Raw genomic sequence first — 21,552 nt, 5'->3', positions numbered from 1 at the left:
TAAAAAGATACAACGATGAGTAAAAACTAGACTTTTTTTATTAAATGATCAGAAAAGTCAAACGAAATAAGAAAGAATTGGGGTGAAACTAGATAGAAGACAACGTAAGATTGTCTTTTAAAAATCTTGGGGATATGGTGATTTTTTACACCATAATTTTCTAGTTTCATCCCATCTAATTTTGGGCTGGAACCCTCCATTTCGGTATTCAGTTCATCATTTAATAGAAGTCTCTATCTAATGACTTTAAAAGAGTACTTCTAACAACGTCCTTTTTTCGCCTGTCCAGGTGGGCAAAAATCTCCCGGGTGTCCGTAATATGGTGAATCTGGGTCAATCACAATACTACCCTCAGGTGTATGTACTGCACAGGCTGATAATGACATTGTGAAAATTGCTGCGGCACAAAGAAGTAAAGAAGTAATGTTTTCATGTTGTTCTCGCTTTTTTATCATTCTCCCTTTTACTATAGAAATGTTTTGATTATATTTCGATCTGTTTTTGGTTAAAAAATATCTTTTAGCAGCTAAATTAAGAAGAAATTAAGGAGAGCGTAAAATCGTTCTAAAACCCACATGGGTGGCGGCTAAATCAAAATCTTGGGGATAGCGGCTACTATTACGATAACGTGAACAGTAATTTTCAGCACATAAAAACGATCCACCTTTAATCACATATTGAGTACTGCTCATTTCTTGTTGTCTTAAAGCCGAATAATTACCCATGTGCTGGTCGTGCGCACCTTGATAAGGAGAAGATGTCCATTCCCAAACATTTCCAATCATATCGAATAGTTTAAAACCGTTAGGTTTAAAACATCCGACAGGCGCAATACCAGTAAAATGATCTTGGTTCAGATTTTCAAAGGGAAATGCACCTTGCCAGTAATTCGCTTGTGGATGCTGGTGCTCATCGGTAGGTGCTTGATGTAAAGGAGTATCAGTTGGCGAGTTTGCTTTAGCGGCATATTCCCATTCAAGTTCTGTGGGTAAGTCCCGTCCTAGCCAAACTGCATAATGTTCAGCATCATTTTTAGTTACGTAGCGTACAGGTTCATGAGGATTAGGAAGAGCATCATTTTTGCCGTTTGGTGTTTTCCATGTATATCCTGTCTTAAGTTGCCACCATTGCTGAGGATGATGTGGGTCTGGAGAAAAAACAGCAGCTTGTTTTTGTTTTTCAGCATCGGTGATATAACCAGTTGCCTTCACAAAACTCGCGAACTGAGCAACAGTGACTTCAGTTTGATCAATCCAGAAACCTTTAACTTCCCGTTGTTTTTTTCCAAAGTTAAGTTCATCTGGATAAGCTTTTTCAGAACCAAAATTAAAATGCCCATCTGGAATGAATACCATGCCTGCGGTTGTATTTTTAAGCCAGCCTGTAGGAAGTCCTGTATAGCTCTTACACTGTTCGATGGAACCCAAAGCAGCCGATTGAATGGTATGCTTTGGTAAAACCGTTTTAGTGTCAGCGTTATGTTCAGACTTGCTACAACCTGTGATGAACAACAGGCCGATTGTAGTACTTAAAACCAGTTTCAATTTCATTTGGCGTTATATTCCTGTACGCCATTTTGTTCAGTGTATTTTTGATAAACCGCTAATAGCTCTTGAACTTTTGCAGGGTAAAGCTGCGCAACATTATGATTTTCTCCACGATCAGTGGCAATGTTATAGAGCTCCCAAGAACCTGTTCCTAATTCAGGGCGACCTTGAAGTGCAATTTTCCATTCGCCTTGTTTTGCATATTTACTACCATGCAATTCATCGGCAAAACTGAAATTGGCAGGGCGTATCGTTTGTGATTTATTTTCAAGTACAGACTTCCAAGAATAACCGCTTGGCGTATTAATGGTTCGGCCTTTATATTGCCCTTGAGGTACTGGAATATGAGCATAATCTAATAACGTTGGAAAAACGTCGAGTACCGATGCAAAGCTATGATTGGTTTCTTCAGCTTTCTTTTGATTTGGTAATTTCACAATAGCAGGAGCGGTAGTTGCACCTTCACCAGCTGTATCTTTCCATAAGTGGAAAGGTGCTGCACTGACCTCGGCCCAACGTGGACCAATGTAATGATAAGAAGTAGGGGTACCTACATTTGCTACAGAATTATCAAAACCTGATTCACTGCCATAGCTTCCGCGAACAAAACCTTCTGCGCCATTGTCAGAAACAAAGAAAATTAAAGTGTTGTCATAAAGGTTATTTTGTTTGAGATATTGAATAATTCGGCCTACATTGGCATCAAGATTTTCTACCATGCCTGCGTAGATTTCCATTTTGCGTGCTTCAAGCGCTTTTTGTTCAGCTGTTAACTCATTCCACTTGCCATATTTTTGTGGTGCATTTTGAGTTGCAATTGGTTCTGCAGCCTCAAAGTTTACTGGAATAATTCCAAGTTGCTTTTGGCGTGCAATACGGGCATTACGGATAGCATCGTAACCAACGTCATAAACGCCACGATATTTTTCACGGTATTCTGCTGGTGCCTGTATTGGCCAGTGGGGTGCTGTATAGGCTGCATAGGCAAAAAATGGTTTGCCACTATTTTTACCTGACTCTAAATAGCTAAGTAATTTGTCGGTAAAATAATTGGTCGAGAAAAAGTCATCAGGCAATGCTGAAACAGGAATAATTTGCCCATCTTCGGTATAGGTTGAATTTCGCTTAAACGCACTTGGAGCTTGTTTAAAGTGGTGGTCTAAACCTTGTAATAAGGTAAATGAATGATCAAAACCTTTAGCATGTGCATTGGTTTCAGGTGTTAATCCCAAATGCCATTTACCGCTAATATAAGTTCGATAACCATTATCTTTGAGCACCTGAGCAATCGATAGTGAGCGTTCATTTAAATAGCCTTCGTAGCCAGGCTGTCCTTTTAAATGATCAGGGGTAAGCTCTGCCATAGCACCTATGCCTGCCAAGTGGTGATCAGTACCAGAAATGAGTTGTGAACGAGTAGGCGAGCATGTAGGTGCAGTGTGATAGTCAGTTAAAATTCGACCTTCTTGCGCTAAACTATCAATGTTCGGGGTATGAATTTCACCACCAAAAGCTCCTAAATCTGAATACCCTAAGTCATCGGCCATAATGAATAAAATATTCGGCTGCTTTGGTGTACTTACCGCAGTTTCTTGTGAATCATTATCGTTACATCCAGCTAAAGATAAGCTAAATAAAGCAATGGAAAGACTAGATAAAAGAGCTTTGTACTTCATTGTATCATCTGAATTATTAAAAGAATTGTGCTTGAGTTTAATCAGATGGTTTTTGCAATCAAAACAAGGAATTGATCAAAGAAAATCAGAAAAATATCTGAGAATTTATCTTGATAAATAAATGAGAAAAAAAGAAAAGCCCATATTGGGCTTTTCTCAAAAATATGGATTTAAAAAGGTAGGCGAGTAAGTTGATCTAAGAAATGAGGAATCACTCTTGGCTCAATCAAAATCGTTACAATTACGCCGTAAGCCGCACCCCATAAATGGGCACTATGATTAATATGCGTATTGCCACGTTTACCTGCCCAAATGCTATAAGCAACATAGAGAATTGCAAAAATAATAGCTGGCACAGGGATGAAAAATACAAAAATCAGCTTCCACGGCTGAAATAGAATATAGGCAAACAGAACAGCAGATACGGCTCCTGAAGCACCTAGACTTGCCCAGTTTGCATCATTTTTATGTTGTAGGTAGCTTGGCAAGATCGCAAAAATTAATCCGCCTAAATAGAACAGCACAAAACCCATGTCATAAAAATATTGGCGATAAAAACTTTCGATGATGCTGCCAAAGAAAAACAGGGTAATCATATTAAAGAGCAAATGAGTACCATCTGCATGGATAAAACCATGAGTAATGAATCGATCAAATTGTCCACGTTGCATTGCAGGCGGCCAGAAGATCAAACGGTTCATGACATTTTGATTGCTAAAAGCAAGTAAAGACACAATGACCGTAATAATAATAAGAGTAATGGTGTGATTAAACGGCAAATGCAACATAAGAAATATTTAAAAATGATCAATACTGATGGCAATAATGCCATTAAAAACACAACTTGAAACCCTGTTGTGTATAAATCCGACAAATTTAGTTGATTTTTTTTAAATCCACCTCATCTTCGGTTAATATAAAGGCATCAGCTTGAGGAATATTGTTATGTCGACTGAGAACACCAACACTGCTGTTGCAGAAGAAATTCCGAACCTTTTGATTACACCATCTGCACAAGAGTATTTGCACGAATTATTGGCGAAGCAAAATACTCCGGGAATTGGCGTTCGAATTTTTGTTGAACATCCGGGTACACCACGTGCAGAGTGCTGTATGGCATATAGTGCACCAGAAGAAGTGGTGCCGACGGATTATAAACAGGACTATCCTGATTTCCCTGCATATATTGATGCGCCGTCTATCCCTTATCTTTTAGACGCTGTTATTGACTACAACAAAGATCGTTTTGGTGGTCAGTTAACTTTCCGTGCACCAAACTCTAAAGTGCCGCGCGTAGGGCCAGATGCATCAATTGAAGAGCGTATTACCTATGTACTTCAAGCAGAAATTAACCCGGGTCTTGCAGGACACGGCGGTAACTGTAGCTTAGTTGAAGTACAAGATGACCCTGAACATGGTCTTACTGCTGTATTGAAATTTGGTGGCGGTTGCCAAGGTTGTTCAGCAATTGATGTGACTTTAAAACAAGGTGTTGAAACAACCTTGAAAGAACACATTCCTGAACTACAACGTGTGGTTGACCAAACAGACCATACACAAGCAGAAGGTGCTTATTTCAAATAATTAAATTATTTGAAAAGTGAAATAAAAAAGCCTCGGGATGAGGTTTTTTTATTTTCTATAATTGAAAATAATTATCAATATTATTTATTTTTTTATTTAAATTTGTTACATTTGTTTAAGTAAAACTTAATATTTATTCATAATTTAATCTGTTGGAGCAGGATATGACTAAGCGTATTTTCCAATCTGTACTATCAATTTCGGTACTTACAGGAATGTTTCCTGCGGCTTATGCCGCTGAAAGTGAAAATATTTTAGTTGATTCTTCCATAAAAAATAAAAAAGATAGTGAAGTTACACAATTAGAAAAAATAGTCGTTACAGCAAGTGGCTTTGAACAAAATATAAAAAAAGCAGCAGCTTCGATTTCTGTTCTGACACAAGAGGAAATTAATAAAAAAGCATATCGAGATGTAACGGATGCACTTAAAGATGTACCGGGGGTGGTCGTTACAGGTGGCGGGAGCTCATCAGATATTAGTATTCGTGGAATGGGGAGCGCATATACCGTTATTATGGTCGATGGTAAGAAAGTAAATACACGTTCTGTGCGGCCAAATAGTGATAATTCAGGTATTGAACAAGGTTGGTTACCAGGAATCGAAAGTATCGAACGTATTGAAGTTATTCGTGGTCCAATGTCTGGCTTATATGGTTCAGATGCCATGGGTGGTGTGATTAATATCATTACTAAAAAAGTCGCAGATGTTTGGAACAGTTCTGTTAAGTTAGATACAACAATTCAGGAAAATAATAAATCTGGAAACCTTTACCAAGCTAATACTTATGTATCGGGACCATTAATTAAGAATTTACTTGGTTTAAAAGCTAATGGTACATTTTCACAAAGAGATGAAGATGAAATTATTGGAGGGTATAACAAACAAAAAATTCGAGCAGGAGGGGCTACTTTAAGCTTAACTCCTAATGATCAGCATACCATTGAGCTTGAATACCAGCGTTCTATTCAAAATCGTAATGCTACAGTTGGGAAAACAGTTTCACCTATTCAAACTGGTCGTAATCCACCAGCAGATTCATTAACAGACTATTACCGTACAGAATATAGTTTAACGCACCGTGGTGACATTGGTCCTGTGAAGACTCATTCTTATATTCAACGCGAAGAAAATAAGAACCCGTCTAGAAATATGGAAGCTGTAAATACTACATTTAATACGCTTAACCAAATCACATTAGCAAATCATGCGCTTAGTGTTGGGGGCAGCTATTTAAAAGAAGAATTGGATGATTTAGGTAACCAGTTAAAAGTGGGCGGGTCACAACCTGTTTCTAATTTAGATCGTTATAGCTGGGCATTATTTGCAGAAGATGCATGGAATATTACAGATCCTTTTACATTAACAATGTCACTGCGTATGGATCAGGACGAAAAATTTGGAGATCATTTCAGTCCTAAAGTATATGGTGTATGGACTTTAAATGATAACTGGATTATTAAAGGCGGCGTATCAACAGGCTATAAGACACCTGCACTACGAGCGACAGTAGCAGAATGGGGGCAAGCTACGGGCGGAGGACGTTCGGCAGGGGTTATTGTTGGTAATCCAAATTTAAAACCAGAAAAAAGTACGAACTATGAGCTGTCATTTTCTTGGGATAATCTTGATAACCTCAATGCCGGTCTAACGATTTTTAATAGCGAATTTAAAGATAAAATTACAGAAGTTAGAACATGCTCGGGAGATGCGGGTACTTATAATTGTGATTGGTTGGGTACTAAATTTGATTTTGTCAGTCAACGAACAAATGTAGATAAAGCCAATATGAGAGGGATTGAAGCGACGTTTGGTTGGCTCATTTCACCTGACTTAAAATTGAATGCCAATTATACCTATACCGATACAGAGCAAAAGAGTGGGGAGTTTAAAGGCCAGCCTTTAAATGAAATGCCGGAACATATGTTTAATACCACTTTAGATTGGCAAGTGAATGATTTAGTGGGTATGTGGAGCCGTTTGAATTTCCGTAGCAAAACTTCTGAATATTTAAGCCGAACCTCAATGGCTGACGGAAAGCCTGCTTATGGACTGGTTGATGTTGGTATGAACTATAAGCCGACGGATAAAATCCAAGTTGCAGCAGGTATCTATAACTTATTTGATAAAGATGTTGATGTAGCAACTTACAATTATGTTTTAGACGGACGCCGTTATAATTTAGGAATCATTTATAAATTCTAAGTATTTGAATAATAAAGGCGCTTTAAGCGCCTTTATTATTTAAAATTTCTAATGCTTTTTCAGAATAATAAAACTTCTCTAAGTATACACGGGCACGACGTCTTAAATGTCCTGTTGTGACTAATTGTTGTAGTACGGGTACAAGCAATTCGGTGAGTTCATGCTTCACTAAATTTTCGTCAATATTAAGATCACGGAGCAATAAATCAAAATTACGTTCCTGATTTCGTACATACCAAGTATAGATACCATCATGTACTTGCTGTTTTAGATAATCAGTTTGACGAATGTGGTCCCAGATTTCATGTCCTAGGCCAACGGTTTTTGTTAAATCTTGAACTTCTATATAGTTTTTTAAAACAGAAAGTGGCGAGGTTTTAACTTTATGCCAAACATTTGCCTGAAAATGGTAGAGCTTATCATTGTCAAAATGTTGGTTTAAAACACGTTCACTCATCTGGCTGAGTTTTAAAATATTCTTTTGCAAGTAATGGTTAATGGTATCGTCAAGATTAGAGTCGGTTACTGTTTCTAATACAGATTTGCCCATCTTCATAAAACGACCTACACCAGGCACGCGTTTTGACATAGATTCATCTAAATAATCATGCATTGTTTGCTGAATCAATTGAGTCAACAGTGCTGAAAAGGCAGGGTTATTCACAATTGTTTTAATGAGTTTTTTACGGTGCTCTTCTTTACTGGCAACGTATTGTGCAATTCGATCAATGGTTAAAACAGGAATAACGTCTTCAACAGTTGCGGTGTCATTTGCAGGATGGATCAGTGCAAAGCGGATATGCTCCGCAATCTGTTCAATAAGAAAATCCGAAGCGGGTGTGTCTAAAATCTGCTTTTGAATGAGCTGTTGAACCTGTTCAAACGTCCAAAGGTGTTGTAATTGTCGACTCCCCAACCAATGATAAAACTGCTCAAACTCTTGTTGGATCACCTGAGCCTGAGCAAATTGCTCATCTAGAAAATCTAGATGAGCTTCAATAAGTTTTTCAATAATGGGTTGGGTAGACATAAGGTCTCACAAGTCTGAAGTTTTATTTAAGGTGTTGTCGTTTTTGACGACTGGTTTGTTTCTACTTTCAGTAAAAATGGTACGTATTGTTGGATAACTAACTGTTCAGCTTCCAAAATTGGCATATGGCCTACGTTTTCTAAGATAACTGGAGGCTGGGCATTTTTTAAAAGCCGTTTTAGCTCGTTTGCTACTTCTACATTAATAATTTTATCCTGTTTACCCCATAAAATGAGTGTAGGGGCGTCAATCGTTTTAGTAAGTACGGCAAAAGAATCTGGGGTATAGACTTTATTGAGTGCGATCAATTGATCAACCAGTTTCTGGGTTTGAGGTGCTTGATTAATCATCAGTTTTTCTTGAGCTTGTAGGAACTCTTTCGGAATAAACGGAGGATTAAACATGGTTTGTTTTAATAAATAATTAAAATCACCTTTTTTAGAGACTAAAAGTTGTTTTAGATAGGTTGGATCTTTTAGATAAATTGTGTTGGCAGAACGGAAAATACCACCGCTATCGACTAAAAATAGACTTTTGGTTTCAAATGGATATTGTCCAGCATAGAGTAGGGCAATTGATCCGCCGAGTGAGTGCCCAGCAATATGAATTGGGCCTTTTAAATTCGCGGCTTCAACAAAGCGACGTAATTTTTCAGCTAAGTTTGGAACTGAATAATCAAAGTCTTGCGAAACGATAGTTTCGCCACTGCCCGGTAAGTCAGGAATAATAATGTGATAATTTGTCGTGAGATAATGGGCAACTCGGTTCCAGTTATCTCGACTGCCCGCTAGGCCATGAATGAGTAGTAAAGTTGGCTTTGTGCTAGAGCCACCTTCACTATATGACCAAGTGATATCGCCCACCTTTAGGCTTTTGCTTTGCAGTCCTGCCCAGTTACGTTCTTGCTGTAATATTGTTTGAAAGCTGACATCAATATTATCGGCTGCCTGCGCTTGAGAAATGCTCATCACTGACAATAAGCTACAAGCCAAAGTCAGTGCAGTAGCAGTTTTTTTCATAGAGGCTTTAATTGGGGCGGACAGCCTTGTCATAGATTTCATCCTTGATGCTTAAGCGAGTTTGAAAAATTATTGAAAAACTTTGCCAATGAGTCATTTGCCAAACGTTTGGAATCAAGAAAATTATAGTCAATCTATAAACTAAAGTATGTCTATTTTTTCACTAAACAGTAGGTAATTGTGCGGTGATCTTCCTTATAAAACTAATTAAAGTTTTAAAAAATTTTCCTGAAAAAGGATTTATTTTTTGTCAGTGACATTCAAATTTTGACACATTAAAATGATTTCTAACCTTGAAAAAACAATGGAAATATAAAATGCCTACTGCGCAAGAAGTTTTAGATCGTTTGAAAGCAGGTAATCAACGATTTGTAAATGGAAATACTTCCCTTGCAAAAACCTTATCACATCATGAACGCGCTGAAATGGCAAAGGATCAAAATCCATTTGCAATTGTATTAGGCTGTTCAGATTCTCGTGTACCAGCAGAAATGGTATTCGATCAAGGTCTTGGTGACTTATTCGTAATCCGTGTTGCTGGTAATGTTGTTGCACCTTCACAAGTTGGTAGTGTTGAGTTCGCGGCAGAACGTTATGACTGTCCGGTTGTAGTTGTATTAGGACACAGTCATTGCGGCGCGATTCAAGCGACTATTGATACGTTGATGAACCCCGAGCACCCGCCATCTTCTAACTTAATGTCGATTGTGAACCGTGTTCGTCCATCAGTTGAGATTTTAATGCAGACTGATTTAAAAAATGACTTGAAAAAACTCTCATGTCATGCGGTGCGTTCAAACGTTTTTGCTTCGGTAAACCAATTACGTCATGGTTCGGCTGTATTAGAGAATCTGATTGCAAAAGGTGAGTTGATTGTCGTTGGTGCTGAATATTCGCTAGAAACTGGTGAAGTTACTTTTTTTGACTTCTGATCATAATAAAAATATTTAAAACTAAAAGGTGCCTATAGGGCACCTTTTATGTATGGATAAGCTAAATTCAGTAATTTTGATTGTGCTTGGGCATTTGGATGAATCAAGTCATTTTGCATTAGTTGCTTTTGCCCAGCGACGCCATCAAGAAAAAAGGGTAGCAATTTCACCTGGTATTTTTGACTGACAGTTTTGTAGTTATTTTCGAATGCTTTGCTATAAGCCGTGCCATAATTGGGCGGAATCTTCATACCAAAAAGAATAACCTTGGCTTTTTGCTTCTGGCTTAATTGAATGAGCTGAGACAGATTTTTTTGAATCAATTGTGGTGGTTGACCACGTAAGCCATCATTCCCGCCTAATTCAATAACAACTACCTCGGGTTTATACGTTTGTAAAAGTTTTGGTAATCGTGCCAAAGCACCGCTAGTGGTTTCCCCACTCACACTTGCATTGACCACTTTATGTTGTTTGGGATACTGTTGGTCTAAACGTTTTTGTAGTAATTGTACCCAACCTTGTTTAGGGTCTATTCCATAACCGGCACTGATACTATCTCCTAAAATTAAAATAGTTTTTGCCGAGACGAACATGGGCAACATGCTCAATGAGATGAGCAAGAGACTTTTAGAACCAAACAAATAAGATTTATACATTTGTGTTTCGACCCGAATACTCAATATATAGGACTGTTCACATCATGCCACAACCTATCATTGCTGCCCATCAAGTTACACAAACTATTCAGATTAACCAAAATCAATTTACGATTTTAAAAAATATTGATTTAGATATTTATGAAGGGGAGCAGGTAGCAATTACAGGACGTTCTGGTTCAGGAAAATCAACCTTACTAGGAATCTTGGCGACTTTAGACCAACCCTCTGAAGGTGAGGTGTGGTTATGTGGTCAGGCGGTTCATGAGTTAACAGAAGAGCAACGTGCCCAAATCAGAATGCAGCATATTGGTTTTGTATTTCAGTCTTTCCAGCTTTTGCCGCAGTTAAGTGCACTTGAAAATGTGATGTTACCGCTTCGGTTACGTAAAGATTTTGATTATAAAATTGCTGAACAAAAAGCCTTAGATTGGTTGCATCGGGTAGGCTTAAGTCGTCAAGCTGAACAAACGCCTAAAGTTTTATCTGGCGGCGAGCAACAACGTGTGGCAATTGCTCGGGCCCTCATTGCCGAGCCACAAATTATTTTTGCCGATGAACCGACCGGAAACCTTGATGGTCAAACCGCCCAAGAAATTGAAACTCTTCTTTTTGATTTAAATCGAGAGCTTGGTACTACACTTATTTTGGTCACACATGATCGTAATTTGGCAGCACTTTGCCAACGACATGTGGAGTTAGATGATGGCCGACTAAAGACAGTACAGGGTGGTTAAACTATGCGTAATCTTCTCAAACCACTTTTGTTACAAAGCTTTCGTACCGGAGGCTTATATTTACTTATTATTGCGCTTTCACTTGCGATCAGTGCAACCACCGCTCTTAAGTTTAGTAATGACCAAGTTAAAAATGCGGTAAGTCTACAAGCAGCACAAATGTTAGCAGCCGATTTGGTTCTGTCGAATAATGAACCTATAGATGCAAAATGGCAAAAAAGGGCAGATCAGCTTGGCTTAAAGCATACTAATGTGACCATGTTTAGTTCAATGGCACATACTCAAGATCAGTTTGTCATGGTCAATGTAAAAGCAATAGAACCTGCATTCCCATTAAGAGGAAAGCTTGAGATTGAACCTATAGCGCGTGGTATCCAACCAGGTGAAGTATGGTTGAGTCAAAGGGCAGCCGATTTACTTAAAGTTAAACTAGGCGATATGGTATCTATTGCAGATGCGGCATTTCGCTTTAGTGGAGTGATTGTGCGAGATTCAAATCAAGAACTTGGTTTTTCTGGTTTTTCGCCTACTGTCATTATTCATCAAGCAGATATTGCTAAAACTCATGCAATTCAAACTGGTAGTAGAATCGATTATCGACTGTTAATGTCTGGTCAGCCTGAACAGGTTCAGTCATTTTCAAGGCAATTTAAGCAACAACATCAACCTGCAAATGAACAGGAAGAAACCATAGGGTTACGTTTACGCGATGCCAGTGAATCAAATAGCAGATTATTACGTCCGTTAGAAAACCTAGATACCTTTTTGCAATTGGCCAATATTTTAACGATTTTATTGTGTGGTATCGCCATTGCTTTAACGAGTCAAAGATATGTTCAGCAAAACCAAGATCACATTGCTTTAATACGTTGTTTAGGTGCGAGTAAGTTTCAAATTTTATGGGCCTATATTGGGCTACTTTGTGTAGTCAGTGCAATTTCGATTGCGATCGGTAGTCTCTTAGGAATAATGATGGGCTATGGCTTGCTTGAGCTCATGCTACAACTGATTCCACAACTAGAGTTAAGTTTCTCTGTGGTTGGTTTTTTACTTGGTCCCTTACCAATTGCCATTTTTACCAGTGTAATTGTGCTACTTGGATTCATTTTGCCAAGCATTTGGGAGTTGTTAAATACTCCTCCCATCCGTGTTATTCGGGAACAGGCAAAATCCCGAAAATCATTATTCTTTATGTTTTTTGCAGGCATCACCAGTCTTGTTATTTTTAGCTTAGTTTTAAGTGAAAATTTAATGCTCAGTATTTGGGTATTAACAGCGATTATTCTGCTTTGCATTTTACTTTATACCGTCGTCTGGCTATTGCTTCGTACTTTAAAAAAGATGAAAACTCGTTTGTCTTTTTATATTCGTTCTCCTTATCAAAGTGCCTTACAAATTACTGCATTGGCTTTAGGGTTAAGTCTTATTACAGTGTTAAGCGTGTTAAGAACAGATTTATTAGAACGCTGGCAACAGCAATTACCGGAGGGTACACCAAACCAGTTTGTTTATGGCCTACCACCATTTGATTTAAAAGCTTTTGAGCAACAGTTGAAGCAAAATGGTTGGCAAAGCACACCATTATATCCAAACATTCGTGGACGATTAGTTGCCAAGAATGATGTTCCTTTTTCAGAAGAAGCTATAAAGCAAAATAATGCTTTACGCCGCGAATTAAATTTAACGCAGTCGAGTGCTTTACCAGATGACAATGTCATTACAAAAGGTCAAGCGGAATTTAATGCAGTAGGCCAAGTTTCAGTTGAGAGTAAAACAGCAGAAAGTTTAGGAATCCAGATTGGTGACTGGCTTACTTTTAGTCTGCCAGAAGGTACATTGCAAGCTAAAGTTATAAATTTTCGGAGCGTTGAGTGGGAAAGCTTTAGTCCTAATTTTTTCTTTATTTTTTCGCCTAAAACTTTAGATGAAAATGCTGGTAGTTACTTGGGTAGTTTTTATGTGCCTAAGCAAGATCAACCTAAAATGATCCATATGATTCAGCAATTCTCCAATACGGTTTTTATTGATGTTGATCGAATTTTAGACGAAGTAAAACGCTTAATGAACGTTCTAGTCAAAATCGTGACTGTGCTTGCAGCTTTAGTTGGCTTTTCTGGAATACTTGTTTTAATTGCTTGTTTAAATCTATTAATGGATGAACGCCGTCGGGAAGTGGCTTTGTTGCGTTCATTTGGTCTCTCTAAAAATAAAATGAAGCAGATGCTCAGCCTGGAAATTGGTTTTTTAGGTTTGTTAGCAGGCATTGTTGCCTGCTGTTTTGCCGAGGTAATTAGCGCAATTGCAAGTTATAAAATGAATATGGCTTTACAGTGGCATATTGAAATATGGTTGATTTTACCACTTGCCATGATGTTGCTTTGCGCTCTGATTGGCCGATATCGACTCGGTTATCTGTGTAATTTACCGCCGCTACAAAGTTTACGTGAGCTGAACCAGATTTAAGTTAGGGGAGTATTTCTGGGTTCTGAATTAAAACCTCATGCCAAAGTGGAAGTAATGGTGAGTTAAGCTGATTACAGTAAACATAGAAGCCTACAGTCATTAAAAGTCCTCCCAATAGACCTAAAAATTTTAGGAGGGTTTTAAATGGAGTGCGGTAGCTTAAATACCAAATCAGTGCGAGTAATGCACCCATAATCATACCACCGACATGTGCAGCATTATTAATACCTGTTGCGACAAAACCGAAAATAAGGTTAATGGCCATAATCATTAATAATGCTTTCTTATCAAGTATATAAGCTTGATGAGGCAGCGGCGGAAATAAAGAAAGAACAGTTAATGCTGCACCTAATCCCATCACAGCGCCCGAAGCACCAGCACTGACATGGGGAAGCAGGCTCTGATCAAAATGTTGTAATAATTCATGCCCATTTTGAATATTAATATAACTACTCAAAAGGCTACCAAACAAGCCTGCAAGTAAATACAGACCAATAAAGTATAAACGTCCAAATAAAGCTTCAGCGACATTACCAAAAATATATAAAGCCCACATGTTGAGCATAAGGTGAATAATGCCAAAGTGAAAAAACATGCTGGTAAATAGACGTTCTGGCTGCCCGGAAAAAGTAAGTGGTGTAAAATCTGCACCCCAGTGAAGTGCATCTTTTATAGCTGGGTCACTAATGTCCACTCCAGATATAATTTGCCAGATGAACAAACCTACATTAATCGAGATCAGTAGGGCGGTCAGCCACCAAGCTTGTACATTGAGTTTACGATTAATGTGCGGAGGCTGAGATTGAGTCATGCTATGCTTTTGTTATATATGAACATGCTTTACAGCTTAACATGAAAAAAGTTGAATACAGGAGATCAGGACGAACATGAAAGCCTTTATTGTTCGCGTGTTGTTAATTTTTATTGGGGCAATTCTCCTTATTCAGCTTTGGATCTTCTCAAGTTTGGTTTGGTGGCGTACGCATGAAGTTGATACCACCATGTTTATGCGAATTGATTATTGGTCAGATCCATCTGAGCCGATCATCCATGAATGGCTTGACTATGATGATATTAGTGACAATTTCAAACATGCAATTTTAGCAGGGGAGGACGCAAAATTTATTCATCATCATGGTTTTGACTGGGATGGTATTCGTTTTGCGCTAGAGCGTAACAATGAGCAAGGAGAGGTCGTTGCTGGTGGTTCTACCGTATCTCAACAACTTGCAAAGAACTTGTTCTTATATAATAAGCGTTCATTTATTCGTAAAGGCCAAGAAACTGTAGCGACATGGATGATGGAGCGCATGTGGTCGAAACGTCGAATTCTTGAGGTGTATATGAACTCTGTTGAATTTGGCAAAAATTTGTATGGTGTTGAAGCAGCGGCCCAATATTATTACGGCAAAAGTGTCAAAAGCTTAACTCGCGAACAAGCTGCTTTTTTAGCCGCGTTATTGCCTGATCCGAAATATTATCAAGATCATCGCAACGATCGTAAACTACAATATAGAAAACGCGTTATTTTACGTTATATGAATAGCACCCAGATTCCTGAATAACACTGTCTTAAAGATGTGTTATTTTTTTAGTTTTTATCAAATTGACATAATTTTGCAGCATACTATTTTGCATAGATTTTGGTTGGAAAGAGATTAGGTTAGACATGAATACAGCGATTACAGCAACGACCCCAACAGAATATAGTTATAATGACCGTTATATTAATCGTGAATTGTCTATTCTTGACTTTCATTTGCGCGTATTGGAACAGGCCGTCGACCCTTTACATCCATTACTGGAACGAATGAATTTCTTACTCATTTTTTCGCGTAATTTAGATGAGTTTTTTGAAATTCGTGTGGCAGGTGTTATGGAGCAATTCGCTCTAGGCAATGAAAGTCGAAGCCCGGACGGTTTAACACCAAGACAAGTCTTACAAAAAATCTCTGAAACTGCTCATGCTGCAATTGAGCGCCAATATCGTATTTTAAACGAAGAAATTTTACCTAAGTTACGTGAAGAAGATATTTGCTTTTTACGTCGTGGTGAATTAACACCAGCTCAATCAGCTTGGGTAAAAAAATATTTTCAGGAACAGGTTGCGCCTGTTTTAACTCCAATCAGTTTAGATCCAGCCCATCCATTCCCGCGTTTGGTCAATAAAAGTCTGAACTTTATTGTGACTTTAGAAGGTAAAGATGCGTTCGGGCGACAAATTGATTTGGCTGTTGTACCTGCCCCACGTTCATTGCCACGTGTTGTACGATTACCAGATGAGTTAACGGGTGGTAAAGAACATCATGTCATGTTGTCTGCAATTATTCATGAACATGTTTCAGACTTGTTCCCGGGCATGACTGCAACTGGCTGCTATCAATTCCGTGTAACTCGTAATGCCGATTTGGCACTTAACGAAGACGTTGAAGATTTGGCAAAAGCGTTAAAAGGTGAGTTAAGTTCACGCCGATTTGGTCGTGCAGTACGCTTAGAAGTAACCCAAAATTGTCCACAGCATATTTATGAATATCTACTTGAAGAGTTCGACTTAAACGAAGAACAATTATATAAAGTTGATGGCCCTGTAAACTTGGCTCGTCTGGTTTCGAACTTTAAACGTCCTCATTTGCGTTACGACTCACACACGCCAGTCGTACCAAAAGTGTTTAAAAAGACCGAGAGTATTTTCTCGGCTATGCAAAAGCAGGATATTTTACTTCATCACCCATTTGAGTCTTTTGCACCTGTTATTCAGTTACTCCGTGAAGCAGCACGTGACCCGCAAGTACTCGCAATTAAACAGACACTTTATCGTAGTGGTGCAGACTCGGAAATTGTTCAAGTTTTAGCAGAAGCCGCGCGTAATGGTAAAGAAGTGACAGCGGTAATTGAATTACGTGCCCGTTTCGATGAAGAGTCGAATATCGAAGTGGCTAATGTTTTACAAGAAGCAGGGGCAGTCGTTGTTTACGGTATTGTGGGTTATAAAACCCATGCCAAAATGATTATGGTGGTACGCCGTGAAAACAACAAACTGGTGCGTTATGTTCATTTAGGAACGGGTAACTACCATGCTATGAATGCTCGCATTTATACCGATTACGGCCTAATGACCACCGATAAAGACTTGTGTGAAGACGTACACCGTATTTTCCAAGAGCTCACGGGTATGGGTAAAATGGCAAAACTGAAAAAGTTACTCCATGCACCTTTTACTCTGCATGCTCAGCTCATCAACTTCATTGATGAAGAAATTGCCAATGCAAAGGCTGGTCGTAAAGCCCAAATTATTGTCAAAGTGAATGCTTTAACTGAAGTTCAGCTTATTAATAAATTGTATGAAGCTTCTCAAGCAGGGGTGCAGGTAGATCTCATTATTCGTTCGATTTGCTGTTTACGTCCGGGATTACCAAATTTATCGGAAAACATTCGGGTACGTTCAATTGTAGGTCGTTTCCTTGAACATACTCGAGTTTATTACTTTAGTAATAATGGTGATGCTCGTATTTACTGTTCAAGTGCGGACTGGATGGATCGTAACTTATTTAATCGTGTTGAAGCATGCTTCCCAATTGAAGATCCTGCTTTGAAAAAACGTATTTATCAGCAAGGACTCCTTAATTATTTACAAGATAATCAGCAAGCTTGGTTATTACAGGGCGATGGTACATGGGTACGTGCCCAGCCTGCCGCAGGCGAAAAATTGCATAATGCTCAAAGAGAATTATTAGAAACTTTTAAATAAAAAATTATTTTTAAAAAAGCCGACATCATGTCGGCTTTTTAATTAACTGAATTTCATAATAATTTAATTAATTTTTCTAAATGGTTGTAGGATAAACGGCAATAATTTGAATTAAGGCAATATGTTTGAAAAATATGTGATTCTTTACATAAAACATTGAATTTTAAAAATATACAAATCACAAGAAATCTACTTTAATACGCCGCATTAAATATACTTAACTTTGGTAAGTGAATAATATGCAAGACTTTATTAAAAGTTTATTTATTAGAATATTTTTGGGGTTAATGCCAGTGACTGCTTATGCGGATCAGAAGTGCTATGGAGATATTATTGTATTTCAGAAATTTGATGATCAAATGATATATCCTTATTTTATACATCCTTCTAGAGAGAAAAATAAGAAGAATGAAACACAAAATAAGACAATCGTGATTCAGAAAAGAAAACTTACTCAAGAGGAATTGTTAGCACAAAAGAAAATTGACGATAATCAGTTAAAAAAAATTGAAGAAAAGAAAAATATTGAGAAGAAAAAGCAACTTGATGCAGCGGTCGCGAAAGAAATTTTAGAAAACGGTGAAAAAAAATGGATGGTGCAAGTTGCTTTGGCTCCTAATCAAAATAAAGCAAATATGATTCAGTCCCAATTACAGGCTAAAGGGTATAAAGTTGTTACCAGCCCAACCACAAAAGGAATACGAGTCATGGTCGACCCTGCCAATGACTATGCAATTGCACAAATTATTCGAGAAAAAATAATTGCAGATGATAGCTTGGATTTGAGATCGGCTTGGGTATTTAAATGGGCTTCTCTAACAGCACAGTAAAATAAAAAGGAGTCCGAAGACTCCTTTTTTTATTCATGTAAGTTTGTGGTAATTTTCTGCATGATTTGTAGAAGAACATCAAACTCACTTTGCAACGGCGTACTTTTACGGGTAACAAGTGCTAAAGTACGGCTAGGTGCGTCTTCAATTGGTTTTGCAGTAATCTGATCATTAAATTTGATCATACTATTTTCAATTGCGATTTCTGGTAAAAGAGTAAAGCCTAAATCGGAAGAAACCATCTCAACCAATGTTGGTAGAGAACTTGCTTTTAAGCGGTTATCGTTTTTACGCTCACCAATTGGACAGGCACTTAATACGTGATCACGTAAACAGTGGCCTTCTTCAAGCAAAATAAGACGTGATAAATCGAGATCATCAAGAGAATTTGCTTGAAGTGCATTTGTATCTTGCTTACTACAAACAAGATATAAATTTTCTTTTGAAATTTCAGCTACTTTTAAACTTCTTGTGTCAAAAGGTAGGGCAAGGACAATCATGTCCAAATTACCATGTTCTAGGCGCTCTACAATCTTCTCACTTTGAGCTTCATGTAAATGCAGCTGAATCTTCGGTAATTGTTGATGCACTTCATCAAGTAACCGTGTCAGGATAAAAGGTGCAATTGTTGGAATAACACCCAAATGAAGATCACCTGTTAATGGTTCACTCATTTCACGGCTTAAACGCATTAAATCCTGAGCATCTGCTAGCAATACACGGGCTCGAGCAACAACTTGCTCACCTAATGGCGTTAAACGCACATTCTGACGGTCACGCTCAACCAGAACGCCACCTAGTAGCCTTTCCAGCTCCATAATGCCGCCCGATAAAGTCGATTGGGTAACAAAAGAGCGACGTGCTGCTTCAGTAAAATGCAAAGTTTCCGACAACGTAACTAAATATGATAGCTGTCTTAGTGAGGGTAATGCAGCCATAGTGTCCTAGTATGATGATTTAAAATGATGCGCAAATAAACCGCTAAGCTGTGGAATAAAATGGGCAGGGATATCATGCCCCATTCCATCAATTAATTCAAACTTAGCACCGGAAATTGCTTTTGCTACGGCCTTACCGTGACTCGGTGGAAGTAAGCGGTCACGAGAGCCATGCAAGACTAAAGTGGGTTGCTTAATTTCACGGTCCAGTTGCAGTAAGGAACCTGTACATAATATTGCTAAAAACTGTTGAAGTACACCAGCAGGATAGTAGCTACGTTGATAAAGTTTTCTTGCAGTTTGAACGGCTTCAATATGGTTAATATAACCAGGAGAACCAATCAATTGGAATAATTTTAAACTGTGATTTACAATTCCTTCTTCATCACGTGATTCTGGCTTGCCAATCAAGCTTAAAAGTTGCTTAGGGAACGGTGGTGGTAGAAACGGTTGATTATTACTGGTAAACATCAATCCTAATTTTTCTACTTTTTCCGGATATTTTGCAGCGAGAATCTGGGCAATCATGCCACCCATTGAGGCACCAATCACATGTGCTTTGCTTACTCCTAAACGGTCGAGAAGCATAGAAACGTCATCTGCCATATCATAGAGCGTATAAGGTGCACCCTGATTTCTTAGCCCTAAAGCAAAACGTCCCATCAATTTCATGGTATTTAAACGTTTACCTTGATGGCGGACTTTTGAAGAAAGGCCAATATCACGGTTATCAAAACGAATAACACGAAAACCTTGATCAATGAGTGATTTGCAGAAAAAGTCCGGCCAAAATAGCATTTGGGCACCTAAACCCATAATCAGCAAAATAGTCGGATGTTCTGGTTTTCCACCTACTTCTACATGTAGCTCGATACCATTGCCTAAATTGACTTTGGTTTCCTGCATAAATGGAGTGTACGGTGAAATACTAAATTGTAAGGCGCTATTCATGTTATTCATTCCTTGAGGGAATACTCAAGATCATGAGCATTCCCAATTTAAACCTTATGCTTGGGCAGGAATAAGATCTGGAACAAGCTTAGTTAAAGTTAAACGTTGCTTGCCTGCTGTTGCACCTAACAATACGAAACCACGCAATGTTCCTTCATTGTCAATTGCTTTAGCAAGCATACCATCGTCGAATTCTTCAGTTTCCCAATTTACATCCACATCAACCGGTGCCGGTAAAACTGTAAGCGGTGCAGCCGGAGTTTTTACCGCAACTGGCATAGCAGGGTAATGTACATTTGTTTGTTGACCACTTAATGTTTTTGCTAGAGCGCGGGCTTGTTGCATAATTGGCATTACATATGGAAGCAGGGTACCGTTAACTTCCGCACAGTCACCAATCGCATAAATATCTGGTTGATTGGTTTCAAGTAAACTATTGGTAATCACACCACGGCTGGTTTGAATATTTGCACTTTGAGCAAGAGAAATATTCGGTTGTAAGCCAATCGCTGAAAGCACAATATCAGCAACCAAAGTCTGACCATTTGCCAATGTAACCGCGTAATCTTCACCGTTATTGATTTTACTGACTTTTTCAACGGTTGTGCCTAAGGCAAATTTAACACCCGCTTCTTCAAGATTCTGCTGGAATGCTGAAGCAATGTGTGAAGGTAATAAACGGCCTAATGGTTGAGGCGCTAAATCAATTACTGTTACATCATATTCGCTATGAAGTAAGTCATTGGCAAATTCACAACCAATTAAACCTGCACCCAAAATCACAACACGTTTATCTTTGCGCTGAGCTAGATTTTCTCGGAAAGAACGATAGTCAATGAGTGAGTTCACCACATGGATGTCATCACTACCATCACCAGCAATTGCAAGGCGAATCGGGTTAGCACCGACAGCTAAAATTAATTTTGAATAGGGTTGCTGAGAAATAACGCCGTCTTTTTCTAGAACAAGTTCATGACGCTCAGCTAAAATTTCTTTCACCCAAGTAAAAGGTTCAATACGCATATTGAGTTGGGCACTCATTTTTGCAGCATCACCTAATGGAATCTGTTCTGGGGCTTTTTTTCCTGCAAAAGCATTGGATAAGGTTGGTTTTGCATAGTTCACCGCATCATCCGCACAAATCATCACAAGTTCTTGCTCTGGGTTAAGCTTACGGAATTCACGTGCTAAGGTATAACCCGCCATGCCTGATCCGATAATGACGATTGGATGCATT

General features: G+C 38.5%; 20 protein-coding genes. 8 read left to right on the top strand and 12 right to left on the bottom strand.

Annotated elements, in window-relative coordinates; all coding sequences use genetic code 11:
• Window positions 1-260: 260 nt before the first annotated feature.
• The 4 genes from C1642_RS11780 to C1642_RS11765 all read right to left on the bottom strand — a co-directional run bounded on the left by C1642_RS11780 (window position 261) and on the right by C1642_RS11765 (window position 4,011).
• Window positions 261-425 (bottom strand): hypothetical protein, encoded by a 165-nt coding sequence (locus tag C1642_RS11780; RefSeq protein WP_103236372.1) that lies wholly within the window; start codon window positions 423-425, stop codon window positions 261-263.
• 117 nt (window positions 426-542) lie between these two features.
• Window positions 543-1,550 (bottom strand): formylglycine-generating enzyme family protein, encoded by a 1,008-nt coding sequence (locus C1642_RS11775; RefSeq protein WP_017816073.1) that lies wholly within the window; start codon window positions 1,548-1,550, stop codon window positions 543-545.
• Window positions 1,547-3,223 carry an arylsulfatase gene (locus tag C1642_RS11770; protein WP_000875360.1) on the bottom strand — a complete coding sequence of 559 codons (1,677 nt, stop codon included), beginning with the start codon at window positions 3,221-3,223 and terminating at the stop codon, window positions 1,547-1,549. The genes C1642_RS11775 and C1642_RS11770 overlap by 4 nt, the downstream gene beginning before the upstream one ends.
• A 170-nt stretch (window positions 3,224-3,393) precedes the next feature.
• The gene (locus C1642_RS11765) at window positions 3,394-4,011 is read right to left on the bottom strand and encodes a rhomboid family intramembrane serine protease (protein ID WP_000902937.1); all 618 of its coding nucleotides are present in this window, start codon (window positions 4,009-4,011) and stop codon (window positions 3,394-3,396) included.
• A 157-nt stretch (window positions 4,012-4,168) separates the two neighbouring features.
• Between C1642_RS11765 and nfuA the strand changes: the two genes are divergently transcribed.
• Window positions 4,169-4,807, top strand: a complete 639-nt coding sequence (gene nfuA, locus C1642_RS11760) for a Fe-S biogenesis protein NfuA (RefSeq protein WP_000102721.1) — start codon at window positions 4,169-4,171, stop codon at window positions 4,805-4,807.
• Window positions 4,808-4,971: 164 nt separating this feature from the next.
• Window positions 4,972-7,011 carry a ligand-gated channel protein gene (locus C1642_RS11755; protein ID WP_103236365.1) on the top strand — a complete coding sequence of 680 codons (2,040 nt, stop codon included), beginning with the start codon at window positions 4,972-4,974 and terminating at the stop codon, window positions 7,009-7,011.
• Between the two features lie 22 nt (window positions 7,012-7,033).
• Here C1642_RS11755 and C1642_RS11750 read toward each other — a convergent pair whose 3' ends face one another.
• Together C1642_RS11750 and C1642_RS11745 are read right to left on the bottom strand one after the other, a co-directional pair.
• Window positions 7,034-8,041 (bottom strand): hypothetical protein, encoded by a 1,008-nt coding sequence (locus tag C1642_RS11750; protein WP_000107246.1) that lies wholly within the window; start codon window positions 8,039-8,041, stop codon window positions 7,034-7,036.
• A gap of 26 nt (window positions 8,042-8,067) precedes the next feature.
• Window positions 8,068-9,093 carry an alpha/beta fold hydrolase gene (locus C1642_RS11745; RefSeq protein ID WP_103236364.1) on the bottom strand — a complete coding sequence of 342 codons (1,026 nt, stop codon included), beginning with the start codon at window positions 9,091-9,093 and terminating at the stop codon, window positions 8,068-8,070.
• 284 nt (window positions 9,094-9,377) lie between these two features.
• Here C1642_RS11745 and C1642_RS11740 point away from each other — a divergent pair, with 284 nt between their 5' ends.
• Window positions 9,378-9,992 carry a carbonic anhydrase gene (locus tag C1642_RS11740; protein WP_001141695.1) on the top strand — a complete coding sequence of 205 codons (615 nt, stop codon included), beginning with the start codon at window positions 9,378-9,380 and terminating at the stop codon, window positions 9,990-9,992.
• A 32-nt stretch (window positions 9,993-10,024) separates the two neighbouring features.
• Here the strand turns inward: C1642_RS11740 and C1642_RS11735 are convergent, their stop codons facing one another.
• The gene (locus C1642_RS11735; protein WP_031944891.1) at window positions 10,025-10,648 is read right to left on the bottom strand and encodes an arylesterase; all 624 of its coding nucleotides are present in this window, start codon (window positions 10,646-10,648) and stop codon (window positions 10,025-10,027) included.
• 44 nt (window positions 10,649-10,692) lie between these two features.
• On the opposite strand from C1642_RS11735, the gene C1642_RS11730 reads away from it, so the two are divergent.
• Window positions 10,693-11,385, top strand: coding sequence for an ABC transporter ATP-binding protein (locus C1642_RS11730; RefSeq protein ID WP_002060151.1), 693 nt, complete (start codon window positions 10,693-10,695; stop codon window positions 11,383-11,385).
• Between the two features lie 3 nt (window positions 11,386-11,388).
• Window positions 11,389-13,848: an ABC transporter permease gene (locus C1642_RS11725; protein ID WP_103236363.1), complete on the top strand. Its 2,460-nt coding sequence runs from the start codon at window positions 11,389-11,391 to the stop codon at window positions 13,846-13,848.
• A 1-nt stretch (window position 13,849) separates the two neighbouring features.
• Here the strand turns inward: C1642_RS11725 and C1642_RS11720 are convergent, their stop codons facing one another.
• A complete protein-coding gene (locus C1642_RS11720) occupies window positions 13,850-14,659 on the bottom strand; it encodes a rhomboid family intramembrane serine protease (RefSeq protein ID WP_069370811.1) in 810 nt (269 codons plus the stop codon).
• A gap of 76 nt (window positions 14,660-14,735) precedes the next feature.
• On the opposite strand from C1642_RS11720, the gene mtgA reads away from it, so the two are divergent.
• Window positions 14,736-15,413: a monofunctional biosynthetic peptidoglycan transglycosylase gene (gene mtgA / locus C1642_RS11715; RefSeq protein WP_103236362.1), complete on the top strand. Its 678-nt coding sequence runs from the start codon at window positions 14,736-14,738 to the stop codon at window positions 15,411-15,413.
• A gap of 104 nt (window positions 15,414-15,517) precedes the next feature.
• Window positions 15,518-17,596 carry a polyphosphate kinase 1 gene (gene ppk1 / locus C1642_RS11710; RefSeq protein WP_001090300.1) on the top strand — a complete coding sequence of 693 codons (2,079 nt, stop codon included), beginning with the start codon at window positions 15,518-15,520 and terminating at the stop codon, window positions 17,594-17,596.
• A 53-nt stretch (window positions 17,597-17,649) separates the two neighbouring features.
• On the opposite strand, the gene C1642_RS11705 is transcribed toward ppk1, so the two are convergent.
• The gene (locus C1642_RS11705) at window positions 17,650-17,778 is read right to left on the bottom strand and encodes a hypothetical protein (RefSeq protein ID WP_085940550.1); all 129 of its coding nucleotides are present in this window, start codon (window positions 17,776-17,778) and stop codon (window positions 17,650-17,652) included.
• Window positions 17,779-17,835: 57 nt separating this feature from the next.
• Between C1642_RS11705 and C1642_RS11700 the strand changes: the two genes are divergently transcribed.
• Window positions 17,836-18,426 (top strand): SPOR domain-containing protein, encoded by a 591-nt coding sequence (locus C1642_RS11700; RefSeq protein WP_002055323.1) that lies wholly within the window; start codon window positions 17,836-17,838, stop codon window positions 18,424-18,426.
• 29 nt (window positions 18,427-18,455) lie between these two features.
• Here the strand turns inward: C1642_RS11700 and oxyR are convergent, their stop codons facing one another.
• The 3 genes from oxyR to rubB are packed head-to-tail and all read right to left on the bottom strand — an operon-like array spanning window position 18,456 to window position 21,551.
• Window positions 18,456-19,364: a LysR family transcriptional regulator OxyR gene (gene oxyR, locus C1642_RS11695; protein WP_000729506.1), complete on the bottom strand. Its 909-nt coding sequence runs from the start codon at window positions 19,362-19,364 to the stop codon at window positions 18,456-18,458.
• A gap of 6 nt (window positions 19,365-19,370) precedes the next feature.
• On the bottom strand, window positions 19,371-20,315 hold the full coding sequence (gene estB / locus C1642_RS11690) for an esterase EstB (RefSeq protein WP_001083350.1): 945 nt from the start codon (window positions 20,313-20,315) through the stop codon (window positions 19,371-19,373).
• Window positions 20,316-20,369: 54 nt separating this feature from the next.
• Window positions 20,370-21,551, bottom strand: coding sequence for a rubredoxin reductase RubB (gene rubB / locus C1642_RS11685; RefSeq protein ID WP_103236361.1), 1,182 nt, complete (start codon window positions 21,549-21,551; stop codon window positions 20,370-20,372).
• Window position 21,552: the final 1 nt, after the last annotated feature.

Origin of the sequence: Acinetobacter sp. AKBS16, from assembly GCF_002899995.1 — a bacterium.
Lineage (GTDB): Bacteria > Pseudomonadota > Gammaproteobacteria > Pseudomonadales > Moraxellaceae > Acinetobacter > Acinetobacter baumannii.
This window is presented reverse-complemented; position numbering and strand designations above follow the sequence as displayed.

What these genes read in the sequence shown, in the direction of transcription:
- C1642_RS11745 (WP_103236364.1), bottom strand. Translation starts at nt 9,093, where the DNA reads ATGACAAGGCTGTCCGCCCCAATTAAAGCCTCTATGAAAAAAACTGCT.
- mtgA (WP_103236362.1), top strand. Translation starts at nt 14,736, where the DNA reads ATGAAAGCCTTTATTGTTCGCGTGTTGTTAATTTTTATTGGGGCAATT.
- C1642_RS11725 (WP_103236363.1), top strand. Translation starts at nt 11,389, where the DNA reads ATGCGTAATCTTCTCAAACCACTTTTGTTACAAAGCTTTCGTACCGGA.
- C1642_RS11740 (WP_001141695.1), top strand. Translation starts at nt 9,378, where the DNA reads ATGCCTACTGCGCAAGAAGTTTTAGATCGTTTGAAAGCAGGTAATCAA.
- C1642_RS11750 (WP_000107246.1), bottom strand. Translation starts at nt 8,041, where the DNA reads ATGTCTACCCAACCCATTATTGAAAAACTTATTGAAGCTCATCTAGAT.
- C1642_RS11755 (WP_103236365.1), top strand. Translation starts at nt 4,972, where the DNA reads ATGACTAAGCGTATTTTCCAATCTGTACTATCAATTTCGGTACTTACA.
- C1642_RS11720 (WP_069370811.1), bottom strand. Translation starts at nt 14,659, where the DNA reads ATGACTCAATCTCAGCCTCCGCACATTAATCGTAAACTCAATGTACAA.
- ppk1 (WP_001090300.1), top strand. Translation starts at nt 15,518, where the DNA reads ATGAATACAGCGATTACAGCAACGACCCCAACAGAATATAGTTATAAT.
- C1642_RS11770 (WP_000875360.1), bottom strand. Translation starts at nt 3,223, where the DNA reads ATGAAGTACAAAGCTCTTTTATCTAGTCTTTCCATTGCTTTATTTAGC.
- oxyR (WP_000729506.1), bottom strand. Translation starts at nt 19,364, where the DNA reads ATGGCTGCATTACCCTCACTAAGACAGCTATCATATTTAGTTACGTTG.
- estB (WP_001083350.1), bottom strand. Translation starts at nt 20,315, where the DNA reads ATGAATAGCGCCTTACAATTTAGTATTTCACCGTACACTCCATTTATG.
- nfuA (WP_000102721.1), top strand. Translation starts at nt 4,169, where the DNA reads ATGTCGACTGAGAACACCAACACTGCTGTTGCAGAAGAAATTCCGAAC.
- C1642_RS11765 (WP_000902937.1), bottom strand. Translation starts at nt 4,011, where the DNA reads ATGTTGCATTTGCCGTTTAATCACACCATTACTCTTATTATTATTACG.
- C1642_RS11700 (WP_002055323.1), top strand. Translation starts at nt 17,836, where the DNA reads ATGCAAGACTTTATTAAAAGTTTATTTATTAGAATATTTTTGGGGTTA.
- rubB (WP_103236361.1), bottom strand. Translation starts at nt 21,551, where the DNA reads ATGCATCCAATCGTCATTATCGGATCAGGCATGGCGGGTTATACCTTA.
- C1642_RS11730 (WP_002060151.1), top strand. Translation starts at nt 10,693, where the DNA reads ATGCCACAACCTATCATTGCTGCCCATCAAGTTACACAAACTATTCAG.
- C1642_RS11775 (WP_017816073.1), bottom strand. Translation starts at nt 1,550, where the DNA reads ATGAAATTGAAACTGGTTTTAAGTACTACAATCGGCCTGTTGTTCATC.
- C1642_RS11735 (WP_031944891.1), bottom strand. Translation starts at nt 10,648, where the DNA reads ATGTATAAATCTTATTTGTTTGGTTCTAAAAGTCTCTTGCTCATCTCA.